The organism is Sphingobacterium sp. UBA7631 (assembly GCF_002483935.1).
GTDB classification, from domain to species: domain Bacteria; phylum Bacteroidota; class Bacteroidia; order Sphingobacteriales; family Sphingobacteriaceae; genus Sphingobacterium; species Sphingobacterium multivorum.
On sequence record NZ_DLIX01000002.1, the window covers coordinates 110,468 to 123,155 of the forward strand.

General features: G+C 41.2%; 11 protein-coding genes. 3 read left to right on the forward strand and 8 right to left on the reverse strand.

Translation table 11 applies throughout. The features are described 5' to 3' along the window. Window positions 1-51: 51 nt before the first annotated feature. Window positions 52-1,209: a sialidase family protein gene (locus B3P16_RS00715; RefSeq protein ID WP_070564862.1), complete on the forward strand. Its 1,158-nt coding sequence runs from the start codon at window positions 52-54 to the stop codon at window positions 1,207-1,209. Between the two features lie 173 nt (window positions 1,210-1,382). Then, entirely contained in the window at window positions 1,383-2,651 is a 1,269-nt protein-coding gene (locus tag B3P16_RS00720) for a family 16 glycosylhydrolase (protein ID WP_286840931.1), read from the forward strand. Window positions 2,652-2,835: 184 nt separating this feature from the next. Here the strand turns inward: B3P16_RS00720 and B3P16_RS00725 are convergent, their stop codons facing one another. The 7 genes from B3P16_RS00725 to B3P16_RS00755 form a co-directional block, all read right to left on the reverse strand. After that, window positions 2,836-4,155 carry a serine hydrolase domain-containing protein gene (locus B3P16_RS00725; RefSeq protein WP_286840933.1) on the reverse strand — a complete coding sequence of 440 codons (1,320 nt, stop codon included), beginning with the start codon at window positions 4,153-4,155 and terminating at the stop codon, window positions 2,836-2,838. Beyond that, window positions 4,152-4,709 carry a hypothetical protein gene (locus tag B3P16_RS00730; RefSeq protein ID WP_147282057.1) on the reverse strand — a complete coding sequence of 186 codons (558 nt, stop codon included), beginning with the start codon at window positions 4,707-4,709 and terminating at the stop codon, window positions 4,152-4,154. Before B3P16_RS00730 ends, B3P16_RS00725 begins: the two co-directional genes overlap by 4 nt. 49 nt (window positions 4,710-4,758) lie before the next feature. Continuing rightward, window positions 4,759-5,103, reverse strand: a complete 345-nt coding sequence (locus B3P16_RS00735) for a PadR family transcriptional regulator (RefSeq protein ID WP_070564875.1) — start codon at window positions 5,101-5,103, stop codon at window positions 4,759-4,761. 491 nt (window positions 5,104-5,594) lie between these two features. Continuing rightward, the gene (locus tag B3P16_RS00740; RefSeq protein ID WP_070564877.1) at window positions 5,595-5,873 is read right to left on the reverse strand and encodes a hypothetical protein; all 279 of its coding nucleotides are present in this window, start codon (window positions 5,871-5,873) and stop codon (window positions 5,595-5,597) included. 6 nt (window positions 5,874-5,879) lie between these two features. Then, a complete protein-coding gene (locus B3P16_RS00745; RefSeq protein ID WP_070564880.1) occupies window positions 5,880-6,590 on the reverse strand; it encodes a hypothetical protein in 711 nt (236 codons plus the stop codon). A gap of 184 nt (window positions 6,591-6,774) precedes the next feature. Beyond that, window positions 6,775-9,012 carry a Tex family protein gene (locus B3P16_RS00750; RefSeq protein WP_286840935.1) on the reverse strand — a complete coding sequence of 746 codons (2,238 nt, stop codon included), beginning with the start codon at window positions 9,010-9,012 and terminating at the stop codon, window positions 6,775-6,777. Window positions 9,013-9,097: 85 nt separating this feature from the next. Next, window positions 9,098-9,619, reverse strand: a complete 522-nt coding sequence (locus B3P16_RS00755) for a Sec-independent protein translocase subunit TatA/TatB (protein ID WP_046673947.1) — start codon at window positions 9,617-9,619, stop codon at window positions 9,098-9,100. A gap of 241 nt (window positions 9,620-9,860) precedes the next feature. Between B3P16_RS00755 and B3P16_RS00760 the strand changes: the two genes are divergently transcribed. Further along, window positions 9,861-11,237 (forward strand): MATE family efflux transporter, encoded by a 1,377-nt coding sequence (locus tag B3P16_RS00760; RefSeq protein ID WP_070564888.1) that lies wholly within the window; start codon window positions 9,861-9,863, stop codon window positions 11,235-11,237. Between the two features lie 63 nt (window positions 11,238-11,300). On the opposite strand, the gene B3P16_RS00765 is transcribed toward B3P16_RS00760, so the two are convergent. Next, on the reverse strand, window positions 11,301-12,662 hold the full coding sequence (locus B3P16_RS00765; RefSeq protein ID WP_286840937.1) for a dihydrolipoamide acetyltransferase family protein: 1,362 nt from the start codon (window positions 12,660-12,662) through the stop codon (window positions 11,301-11,303). Window positions 12,663-12,688 lie beyond the last annotated feature (26 nt).

A 12,688-nucleotide genomic window follows, 5' to 3' on the forward strand; every position in this document is an offset into this window, starting at 1 on the left:
ATGAATGCAGATGAAATTTTTAAAGAAAAGTAACAATAAACTTATATCGATATGAAGAAATTAGGGACAATGGTGGTATTTGCAATGTTAGCCAGTATCTGCCACGCACAGGAAGTGAATGTGTTTGTTTCAGGCGAAGAGGGCTATAAAAGCTATCGTATACCTGCCATTGTAAAGGATAAAAATGGACAGTTAATTGCTTTTGCCGAAGGTCGGGTGGATCATGCTGGCGATTTTGGTAATGTGGATATTGTTTATAAAACCAGTAAGGATAATGGAAAGACCTGGGGGCCATTGCAAGTCGCTGTGGACAACGATAATTTACAGGTGGGAAATCCAGCACCTGTAGTTGATCTATTGGATCCAGCATATCCTCAAGGACGTCTCTTACTTTTTTACAATACGGGGAATAATCATGAGGGAGAAGTGCGCAAAGGGAGTGGCCTGCGGGAATGTTGGTCAATTAGTTCATCCGATGGCGGTAAAACATGGTCCAAGCCACAGAATATTACGCTCGAGACACATCGCCCCAATCAACCGTCAGTAAATGCGCAATATACCTTTAAGGACGATTGGCGAACCTATGCGAATACACCCGGGCATGCTTTACAATTTGATTCTGGTAAGTATAAAGGACGCATTTATATTCCTGCTAACCATTCTGAAGGAAATCCAAAAGAAAATGGCAAGGACTATTTTGCGCATTCGTATTACTCGGACGATCATGGAAAGACCTTCAAGATAGGGGCGAGCGTGAAATTTGAAGGATCAAATGAAACCATGGCCGCGCAAATATCGCATACAGGACTGTATATGAATTCCCGTAATCAACAAGGTAACGTAAAATCGAGGATTGTGTCCTATTCCAGTGATGGTGGTGTCAGTTGGGATACAACCTATTATGATAAAAATCTGGCCGATCCAGTCAACCAGGGCTCGGTACTTTCCTGGCAAAAGAAAGGAAAATATGTATTGGCTGTTTGTAATGCTGCATCAACCCATAGAAGGGACAATCTAACCGTTCGTTTAAGTAAAGATCAGGGCAAAACATGGTATTTCAATCAGGTCGTTGCCAAAGCTCCCGAAGGTGTGAAAGGGGATTATGCTGCTTATTCCGATTTAGTACTTTTAAATAAAAATAAACTCGGTGTTCTATTTGAAAAAGAGAATTACAGCAAAATTGTCTTTCTGCCAGTAAATTTTAAATAATCAGGCACATCGTGTTATCGAAATAATACACATTTTCTTTCATTTCTTCCTTTTGGTTAAAACAGGAAGGAAGAAATGAAAGAAAAAAATGAATCTTCGTTTCTAATGCAGCTTGCTCCACAGGCTGTCAAATAACGCTATAAACTTAATTAAAACCAATAATCCAAAACTAAATGAGAAAAACCAAATTTTGGCTGGTGTTGAGCCTAATCGCAACTAGCCTGTCTATTTTTGCCTGCAAAAAAGACTCGACAACAACAAAAACTTCGATTCCGGAAGTAAGTAAGGCGAAGGCCTCGACTAAGCTATTCAATGCTACTGCCGTAGCGACAACAGATTACGAACTGATCTGGTCGGATGAGTTTAATAGTAACGGGGGATTTGATTCCACAAAATGGTCTTATGCAGACAGGGGCACTGTCGCATGGAATAAGTATATGACCTCCTTGCCGGCTTATGCATCCCAAGACGGGAGCAATCTTGTATTGCGTATGGATAATGCTGTTGTAGCCGGAGATCCTGTTGCCTATCATGCGGGTGGAGTTAAGTCGATGGGAAAATTTAGTATGACTTATGGTAAAGTTGAAGTGAGGGCTAAGTTTACACAAGGAAGAGGCTCCTGGCCTGCGATTTGGATGATGCCCGAACCGGCTACGGCGTATGGAGGCTGGCCAGCCTGTGGTGAAATTGATATTATGGAGCATGTCAACAACGAAAGTGTGATGTATCATACGATCCATAATAGCTCGGTTACCAATGCAAATGGTGGAAGCACCGCTTCAAAAGCGGCCACTTATAATACGACAGATTACAACTTATATACGATGATCTGGAGTCCAAACGACATTCGATTTTACGTCAACAATGTATTGCAATATACCTACGCAAGGGTTTCTGGTGGCGGAACGCAACAATGGCCATTTGACGTACCTTTTTATCTGATTTTAAATCAGGCCGGTGGAGCTGGATGGCCAGGAGCGATCACAAATGCTGACCTGCCCTTTAGTATGCAGGTTGATTATGTACGTGTGTATAAGCTACCTTTATTTAGCAATGGCGATTTCGAAAGTGGTACCATCTATCCATGGACAACATGGGGTGGCGGATCATCGGTCGTTTCCACCGACGCCCGGACAGGAAGCAGATGCATCCGCGAAACGGGCGGGGAGACATCCATTGAACAATACCTGACCGGTTTAACGCCAAATGCGACCTATCGGTTCGGTGGCTACGCCAAAGTGTCTACAGCTGGCCAGTCAGTTAGTATCGGCGTCAAAAACTTTGGTGGAACTGCAGTCAATGCGACTATTGGTACGACCAGCTATTCCAATGCTTCGGTTACTTTTACAACTGGCGCCAATAATACTACGGCTACGGTCTATTTCTATAAACCCTTGAGCGGTACTGTGTATGGTGATGATTTCTATTTAGAAAAACTGTAAAACACCTTAGTTGAAAGAGCAGCGGTTTAGTTCAACCACTGCTCTTTTAGCGATACTGCGTGATGACGAGGGCATCGGTCCGCATGGAGGATGTCGGTATAACTTCATAACTACCTAATGAAAAATTTCAGATAATGCCGAATAAGGGCCATGAATCGTTGCGGTAGTTAACGGCAGTATCTCCTTATTTCCTTAAAACGAGTGTATGTCCATTTTGATAGAGTGTCATTTTGTTTTCGTTACGTTCAAAGACGATCTTTACACCAAATTGCGGTTGGACCAGCGTGTTTCTATCCTTCGCTTTTAGCTGAAATGAAGATTGACCAACGACCTGTCCAAATACCTTGTTGCCCTCTCTCGTAATATTTATCTGAATAGGAGGTTGCTCGCTTTTATATTCGCCAATGAGACTTGAAATTTCTTCCTCCGTCAATTGTAATTCCGCAAGATCAGGAAGTGGAAAGGGCCTTTTATAAAGTTCGCCCAGACTGAACTTTAAAATTTCATTATTAGTATAATTGTTGGCATTACTAATGATAGCGACATTATAATTGCCATCATCAAAATGGCCAGCGACAGAAGAGTAACCGTCTATACCGCCTGTGTGGCCAAAGCCTACATGTTCATAGAAGGGCAATTGGAATAAGCCGATCCCATAGCCCTGATCTATTTTTTTCATCTCTTCCAGGCTTGCAGCATTGATGATTTTATGGCTAAATAATGCATTGAAAAATCTGGCCAAGTCTGCCGGAGTTGACCACACTGCGCCAGCACCAAGCGGAACTGAGTTGTCCGTGTGTGGTTCAAGGGTCCATTCTTGTGTATACCGATAAGATTCGCTCAGATCACTGCCGTTATTTTGTGGACGGCCGAATGTGGTTTGTTCCAACTTTAGTGGCTGGCAGATATACTCTTTCAATAAAGAAGCATAGTCTTTTTTCCATACTTTTTCCAGAATATAAGTAAGTAGAATGTAGTTTGAATTACTATATACATGCTTGCTGCCGGGGTCAAATTCAACTCCGCCTTTGACGATACGTTCAACAAGCTCTTTCTCTGTCTGTGGTTTAGTATTCCATGTCAAATAATCGTTGTCATCCGTGATATTGTGTAATCCGCTGCTATGATTTAACAGTTGGCGAACGGTGATTTTTCCAGCGTCTGGAATATCTTTAAAGAATGCGGAAATTGGTTCGTCTAACTTCAGTTTTCCGAGCTCAACTGTTTTTAGTACAAGTGTTGCTGTGAAAGTTTTGGAGATTGAACCTATTCCATAACGCGTATTTATGTTGGCTTTCTTTTTCTGCGCCAGGTCTGCATATCCAATCGCCTTTTGATAGAGTAATTGATCGCCTTTGCTGATCGCAATACTGCCCATCCAGACATTATTTTTATCCATAACGGCCATCAGGCTGTCCATGCGAACAGGTGTGAATTCCTGGGCTTTGAGAATGGGGCTTGATAGGGTTCCTAAGAGGAACAATAACACTGTGGTTCTTTTCATAATTTATGGGGAATAGATTTTTTGAGTTTCAAAATTAACGTGGAGGAATAGTAAAGTCCACTGATGATAAATAGAAAGGCCGGAATGAAATAATTGCCCAATTGTTCGTAACGTAGGGCTTCTTCGTGCTGTAAAATAAGTTTGCCGAATATGAAAAACTTGTTGGGCGCATAGAAGAATCCGACTCCCTGAGGATCAATAAACTTGGCCACGATGAGAAATACGGCGATGAGCATCAGGGTATAGATGATATAATAAATCATGTTTATGATCCCTTGTGTGAGCATGATAGGTACCCGTAATAAGGATAGGGATTTACGAGGAGATTCTATTGACGGGGCAATGGACGTTGACAAAATCATTTCCTTGATAAAAGTCTCTGGTAACCCGAGTTTATCTAAGATTTCTTGGAGCTGACTAGGCATGGCGTCATGGATTAATTGTGGGGGAAGCTGCTGTTGCAATGCCTCAAATATGTGGCTATTGATTTCACATAAGATATCCTGTCTTTGCTCCAAGGCTAATTTTTTTACAAGAGCCGTCGCTGTTGACATGTAGTCTTGATATAGCTGAGCTGAGGATCTATTTGTAAAGGGTATCTGGTTATAATGCATGCGTCAAAGTGGTTAAATGTTGGTTTAAGCTTGTCCAGTACGTTCTCATCTCTAAGAAAGTACTTTGGCCTTCCTTTGTTATTTTATAATATTTTCTTGGAATCCCAGTTTCCTGAGGCACCCAGTTCGATTCGACCAGGCCTTCGTTTTTTAAACGGATCAATAAGGGGTATAATGTTCCTTCAGCAATATCAATGGCCGTTTTCTTCTTGACCTCCTGGATAAGATCGTAGCCATAGTATTCCTGATCATAGGCAAGAATACCTAATACAACAAAAGAAAGACTTCCTTTTTTTAGCTGTGAAATCCATTTGTCAATAAATTCTTTGTTCATGGAAGTAAATATATAACAAAATACATAGTAATACAATGTATTGTTTTAAATTTTTAATATACCTTTTAATGAAAGAAAGTGTCCTAATTAAAAAAAGATGGGGGAAGTGGATTTGATGTTACTTCGATTGAGTTTTTGCTAAAAAAAACACTTGAAGTGGGGAACTTCAAGTGTTTAACCTAACCAATTATTAACCTAAATTTATGAAAAGTATACTTTCTCAAGTATAACAAGCTATATTCAATATCTGTGCCATTCTATTTGTTAGTTTTATAATATTTTTCTTTGTGTTATTTTTGTTACGTATTATCTCCGGATTTGGTTGATGTTATATCTTATTTGGTAATATTTTTATGTTTTTAAAGATATTCAACAGCCTAAAAAAGTTCTGAGTTAATTTTCTATACTATTTTTGACTACTTTATTACCCAAATTGTCCTTTTGTGTATATAAAAGAAAACAGCCCCTGTCCGAAAATAGGGTAATTGTTATTACACAACGTAACACTTGAAGAGTTCTTTCCACTCATCATCAAGATTGCCTCTGTATACATTTTGTTTGGCGCGGCGATACCAATATTCTGCATTCCATTGATCACCTTCTTTGCGGTGTAAATAAGCATGAACATGTGCTGCGTCGGTTCCCCCCAATTGATCGATGAGGTCGTGCGCGGTTTTCCAATTTCCTTTCAGATCATACCAAAGTGACTTTTGTACCGCTGTCCAATGCTGAAGTGGACTTTCAAGTGATTGAAATTCTTCTATTGTCATATTTTTTTATTCAGTTATTTCTTTGCTCCAAATTTCATAAATATCGTCTCCTTTCGAGCTTTTTCCTCTATGCTGCCATCTGCCATCTACAATTTCACCGTCAAAGGCCAGTTCTTGCCCAACTCGATTATTGTCTCTCGAAAAGAATTGTATTTTTTCAGTATACCGATTGTTATCGTATTGATAATTGCCCCCGCCAGTACCATAGAAACCTTTTTGTGCAGGATTAATCGCTATCCATTGAAAATAGCCATCAACCAATATTTTGATTGTTTTGCGGTCTGCTTTCGGAATATCCTGCATTTTTTCTCCTTGTTGGCGACCAGTGATGCGCCAAAGTGCGTCCAGGTCCTGCGGGACTTTTTTCTGTTTAATATAGAGATGATAGCTATTGGCTATTTTTAGGCGAAGGGAGTCTGCTTCACTCCGATACGGCAATTGAGTTGTTTTGCCGATGGCAGATGAATCCTGTGAATTATACTCGATGGCGATATTGATCAGATTAGGCTGTTTATCAAGTGGCCCACCCCAAGTATGTTGAAAACGTTTTCTGACATCATCGTAACTTATAAACGAGATATAATGATCTTTAACGAGCATTAAGTGTTTATTGATGCCATCCTGGTATAGATAGGCTCCGTCGTGAAGTTGCTGTGCCTGGATTTTAGAAAAATAAATTCCAAAAAATAGGAAGAATAGTAAGGTACAATTTTTCATAACGGGTCTAAACTTGTTTCCTCTAAAGATACAAAATAAAACAGCGATACGAATGACGGACATTGGATTTAATCGAATCAAAAAAAAGCTGACCAGTCGCCGCAGCGCCGCCAAAAAATGTTAAGCACTTTTATGAGGGGCAGTCCGGCGAACGGTCAGCTTTTCGATAGGATGTTACAACTATCTATTTGAACTTACTCGCCAATGCAGCGAGCTTGCTGGCCATATCCGTTTGTGGCTCGGCCTGCTTTTTAGGTTCATTTTTTTTGTTTTTGGGTAGCGCAGGTTTTTCATCTGTTTTCATTGACAATGCGATACGACTACGCTTTTCGTCTACTTCTATTACTGTTACCATGACGTGTTGCTGTACTTTGACGACTTCATGGGGGTCCGATATATAGCGATTCGATAATTGGCTTAGATGTACCAAGCCATCTTGATGTACGCCAATATCAACAAAGGCTCCGAAATTTGTAATATTCGTCACGATTCCTGGCAGCTTCATACCCACTTTTAAATCCCCAATGGTATTGACGCCATCTGTGAATGAGAATGCTTCGAACTTTTCCCTTGGATCTAATCCGGGTTTCGCTAATTCATTGAGAATGTCATTCAATGTCGGTAATCCAACTTCCTCTGAGATATAGTTTTTCAAAGGGATCGATTTTCGCAAGTCAGCGTCAGTCAATAGATCTTCTACTTTTTTGCCAAGGTCTTTGGCCATTTGTTCGACCAATGCATAACGCTCGGGGTGTACCGCCGACGAATCCAGTGGGTTTGCGGCATGGCGGATGCGTAGAAAGCCTGCAGCTTGTTCAAAGGCTTTATCGCCAAGGCGAGGAACTTTTTTCAGTTCGCGCCTGGAGGCAAAAGGACCGTTCTCATTCCGGTATTTGATGATCTGTTGTGCCAGGGATGGACCAAGACCGGAAACGTAGGATAAAATTTGTTTGGAGGCCGTATTCAATTCGACACCGACAGCATTTACGCAACTGATGACGGTATCATCCAATGAAGTCTGGAGTTTATTTTGATCTACATCATGCTGATATTGTCCGACACCGATCGATTTTGGATCGATCTTAACCAGTTCAGCCAATGGGTCCATCAACCGTCTACCAATAGATACTGCGCCGCGTACCGTAACATCTTGATCTGGAAATTCTTCACGGGCAGTTTCGGAAGCCGAATAAATAGAGGCTCCACTTTCATTGACCATTACGATGGTAACGTTATTTAATCCGAGTCTCCGTACAAATTCTTCCGTTTCACGACCGGCGGTTCCATTGCCGATTGCGATGGCTTGGATATCATATTTTGATACTAGATACTGAATTGTTTTTTTTGCTTCTGCAAGTCCATTGGCGCCTGTATGCGGAAAGATGGCCGTATTTTCTTTAAGCTGTCCCTGTTCGTCCAGAACAACCGTTTTACAGCCTGTACGAAATCCTGGGTCGATCGCGAGCAGCCTTTTCTGCCCTAGTGGAGCGGCTAGTAGTAGTTGACGCACATTGTCGGCAAAAACTTTGATGGCTTCTTCATCGGCTTTTTGACGTGTCAATACACGAATTTCCGTCTCCATAGAAGGTTTTAACAGCCGCTTGTAGCTATCGACCAAGGCGAGTTTTACCTGAGCTGCGGCATCGTTGGAACCCTTAATATAGATCGATTCGATACCTGGTAGGATTTCTTCTTCATTGATATCGATATCTAAATAGAGTAATTCCTCTTTTTCTCCGCGGCGCATGGCCAGCACACGATGTGAAGGTGCATTTTTCAACGGTTCAGACCATTCGTAATAATCTTTATACTTTAGTGCAGCTTCTTCCTTTCCAGGAACTACCCGTGAAACAAATGTGCTTTTTTCGAGGAATATCGCTCTCGCTTTGGCTCTCACTGTCGCATCTTCCGCAATGATCTCTGCGATGATATCGCGGGCACCGGCTAGTGCCTCCTCTGTATTCTTAACGCCTTTTTCTTCATCTATTAAACTGTCGGCAAGGGGGAGGAAATCTCCTATTTCTTGTGCTAAAATAAGATCCGCTAAAGGTTGCAGACCTTTTTCACGTGCCACACTGGCGCGAGTTTTACGCTTGGGTTTGTAAGGCAAATAGATATCTTCGAGACTGGCCATGGTTTCGGCACCCAAAAGCTGCTGCTCAAGCTCCGGTGTCAATTTTCCCTGATCGTTGATCGATTTAAGAACAGCTTCTTTACGTTTATCTAAATCACGCAGCTGCTGGAAACGATCTCTGATCGTGGTGATTTGAACTTCGTCCAAACTACCCGTCATTTCCTTACGGTAGCGTGAGATAAACGGAACAGTAGCGCCTTCGTCTAATAGTGCTATAGTCGTGCGAACTTGTTTTTCGCTAATAGAAAGCTCATTAGCAATGGTAATTTCGTGTGTTGATAAGCTCATTGTCGGTTTAATCTTAAAAAGTAGAGCTGTTGAATGGTGATTCAACAGCTCTAAGTATATCTAATTATAAACTAAAGTAGTAAAATTAAGCAGGTTTACTGGTATTGTCCTGCTCAGGAACTTTTTTATCTTCTACCTCGTTGTTTTTCGTTTCAGCAAAATGATCGTTATACCCGTACGTGATGTGAGATGGCTCTTCGCCATAATCGGGTTGTTTATGTGGGTTATGCTCAACGACACCGGCAGGTGTTGTGAATTCATATTTTTTCTTTGGTTGATCTGTTTCTGAACCTTCTACGGCTTCCTGTGGCTTAGCCCCTTCTTCGTGTGCTGCTTGAGCTTGCTCTTCAGCCAAACGAACATCATTAGGAACAGTTTCTTCTTTTACTTCTGTTTTAACGTCTATGTCTTTCTCGAAATTATTGATTTGATCTGAAATTTCACGTTTGATACCTTCTGATGCATCTTTGAACTCACGTATTCCTCTTCCTAAACCTCTCGCCAATTCAGGAAGTTTTTTGCCTCCAAAAAGTAACAAGATTGCAAACACAATTAAGATCATCTCTTGTGTTCCGATGTTTAGAAATGCTATTACTGGATTGTACATACTCTTTTTCCTCTTCTTTTGATTACTAACTAGATGCTAAGGTACATTTATATTTCTATAGTTCTTAGACCCAAAAGTAAATTTAAGATAATTTTAAGGTATTTGAAACATAAAAATTACTTAACAAAGTGCGGTTATTTGATGGGTGTAAATTGTTATATTTTTGCTAAATATTTTTTAATATGACGATAGGGCGGAAATATCTTCGTATTTTTGTGGCTATTTTTTTGGGAAATCGATTATGTTGGGAAAATTTAAAACATTTAAACCGTATTACAAAAGTACGATGGTATTGGCGGGGCCGGTGGTGATCTCACAATTGGGACATACGCTGGTGCATACCGCAGATAGTGTGATTGTTGGACATTTTGCAGGAACCATTCCATTGGCGGCAGTTTCGTTGGTACATGCTGTTTTTATGGTTGTTATGGTCATTGGTTTGGGGATAGCGTATGGCATCACGCCATTGATTGCGCAAGAGAATGGCCGTGATAATAAAAAAGAATGTGCTATTTTGTTGTCTAATAGCTTTTGGTTAAATATTATTGCGGGACTCTTGTTATTCGCATTGGTCTATTTTGGTTCAATGTTGGCGATCGATCACCTCAACCAAGATCCGGCTGTGGTGAAGGAGGCAAAGCCTTATTTACTTATTCTGAGTTTATCGATGCTTCCATTAATGGTATTTAGCACCTTTAAGCAATTTGCTGAAGGCCTGGGGTTTACTAAGCAAGCGATGAATGTAACTATTTGGGGGAATGTATTGAACATTATTTTGGCGATCATCTTTGTCAAAGGGATGTTTGGCATCAGCCCAATGGGGGTCAAGGGAGTCGGATACAGTACATTGATCGACCGTGTGTTAATGATGTCTGTGATGATGACCTATGTCTTGCGATCGCAGAAATTTAAAGGATATATTCAATACTTTAAAGTGACATTGGTCGATCGGGAGCGATTGTTGAAGATCGTACGGATCGGGGCACCCGTGGCTATGCAATATGTCTTTGAAATTGGGGCTTTTGCAGGGGCATCCCTATTAGCCGGTACCATAAGTGCGACAGCGCAAGCTTCTCATCAAGTAGCCATACAGCTGGCCGCGATGACGTATATGATGGCGAGTGGTATTGCTGCTGCTGCAACAATCAAGGTGGGGAATAGTTATGGTAATCGAAATCTTTTTCGTCTCGAACGATTTGCCATCACGTCGTATCAATTGGTGTTGATCTTTATGGTGATTACAGCGTCTTTGTTCGCGCTATTGAATGATTATTTGCCTTATATCTTTACCTCAGATCATGCCGTGGTGATTATTGCTTCTCAGCTGTTGATTATTGCGGGCCTTTTCCAATTGTTTGATGGTACGCAAGTTGTCGGTCTGGGAGTGTTACGTGGGATGGGGGATGTGAATATACCAACCCTAATCACATTTATCGCTTATTGGATTATTGGGCTACCAAGCGGCTACCTCATGGGCGTCGTATTTAACTGGGGTATCAAGGGGATTTGGTATGGGTTAACGCTGGGCCTGCTAAGCTCTTCGCTTTTACTGTACCTGCGGTTTCAATTGGTGATTAAGAAGAAAAAAATACAGTTCGAACAAAGTATGTTTAAGTAACAAAACGTATATACTAGATAACAAAAAACGGCTCTTAACAGAGCCGTTTTTTTATTCTGATTGTTAGATTACTCTATTGCTATCCCAGTTTTCCAGGTAGTCGGCCACACGTTTTAAGAAAGTACCTCCGAGAGCACCATCGATTGCACGGTGATCGTAAGAGAGTGACAGATACATCATATGTCTAATACCAATCATATCGCCATACTCTGTTTCTATGACCGCTGGTTTTTTCGTAATGGTACCGACAGCCAAGATTGCAGCTTGCGGTTGGTTAATGATAGGCGTTCCCATAATATTACCGAAAGCGCCGATATTGGTGAATGTAAATGTACCATCTTGGGTATCGTCAGGCTTCAATTTATTCGCCCGTGACCGTTGTGCGAGGTCGTTGACACTTTTACTCAACCCGACTAAGCTTAATTGGTCAGCATTTTTGATGACCGGAACGATGAGATTGCCATTAGGCAATGCTGCAGCCATACCAATATTGATGTTTTTCTTCTTGATGATATTGTAACCGTCGATCGATATATTGACCAATGGAAAATCTTTGAGAGCCTTGCTAATAGCCTCGATAAACAAAGGGGTAAACGTGATGTTTTCTCCTTCGCGTTTTTTATAAGCATCTTTAACTTTATTGCGCCACAAAACTAAATTGGTGACATCTGCCTCAACAAAAGAACATACATGGGGAGAGGTCTGTACGCTTTTGACCATATGGTCTGCTATCAATCTCCGCATACGGTCCATTTCAATGATTTCATCACTGCCATTGGCAACGGTGTGAACATGCGACGGAGCGCTGGAGGTTATTTTTGGAGATTCCGTACTCATGCCCGTGCTAGTGTTCGTGTGCTCTGCCGGAATGGCTTTTGTCGATTTTGAGGAGGAATCCCGATGCGATACATACGTTAAAATATCTTCCTTAGTCACTCTTCCCTCTGCTCCGGTACCCTGGATACGGTCAAGTTCATCCTGGGACAATCCTTCGTGACGTGCTATATTTTTCACTAAAGGTGAATAAAAGCGAAGGGTATTTTCGTATGAAGAAGATGGAATTTCAGCTGTTACATTGGGCAGCTGGTCTACACCTGGGATGTTCAATGCTATGATCTCTTCGGGAGTTGCCGCTGAAGGAGCGATATTTTCTTGTGCTTGAATCGCAGGTTCTTCATTTTCGCCTTCAATTTCTATAATTGCAACGACTTCACCAACTTGGACAGTCTGGTCTACGGTATAGCAATGCTCTTTTAAAACACCTTTTACAGGGGAAGGTACCTCTGAATCAACTTTGTCAGTTGCAATTTCCAATAAAGTGTCATCTTCCTCAATCAGGTCACCAGGTTGTTTTAACCATTTTGTGATTGTTGCCTCGGATACACTTTCTCCCATTTTTGGGAGCAAGAGTTTATATAAAGCCATATTTTTTAGCAATCTCGTTATAGAAA

Coding starts and splice junctions, on each gene's coding strand:
- B3P16_RS00735 (WP_070564875.1), bottom strand. CDS start 5,103: ATGAACAAAGAATTTATTGACAAATGGATTTCACAGCTAAAAAAAGGA.
- B3P16_RS00725 (WP_286840933.1), bottom strand. CDS start 4,155: ATGAAAAGAACCACAGTGTTATTGTTCCTCTTAGGAACCCTATCAAGC.
- B3P16_RS00765 (WP_286840937.1), bottom strand. CDS start 12,662: ATGGCTTTATATAAACTCTTGCTCCCAAAAATGGGAGAAAGTGTATCC.
- B3P16_RS00745 (WP_070564880.1), bottom strand. CDS start 6,590: ATGAAAAATTGTACCTTACTATTCTTCCTATTTTTTGGAATTTATTTT.
- B3P16_RS00755 (WP_046673947.1), bottom strand. CDS start 9,619: ATGTACAATCCAGTAATAGCATTTCTAAACATCGGAACACAAGAGATG.
- B3P16_RS00760 (WP_070564888.1), top strand. CDS start 9,861: ATGTTGGGAAAATTTAAAACATTTAAACCGTATTACAAAAGTACGATG.
- B3P16_RS00730 (WP_147282057.1), bottom strand. CDS start 4,709: ATGTCAACAGCGACGGCTCTTGTAAAAAAATTAGCCTTGGAGCAAAGA.
- B3P16_RS00715 (WP_070564862.1), top strand. CDS start 52: ATGAAGAAATTAGGGACAATGGTGGTATTTGCAATGTTAGCCAGTATC.
- B3P16_RS00720 (WP_286840931.1), top strand. CDS start 1,383: ATGAGAAAAACCAAATTTTGGCTGGTGTTGAGCCTAATCGCAACTAGC.
- B3P16_RS00740 (WP_070564877.1), bottom strand. CDS start 5,873: ATGACAATAGAAGAATTTCAATCACTTGAAAGTCCACTTCAGCATTGG.
- B3P16_RS00750 (WP_286840935.1), bottom strand. CDS start 9,012: ATGAGCTTATCAACACACGAAATTACCATTGCTAATGAGCTTTCTATT.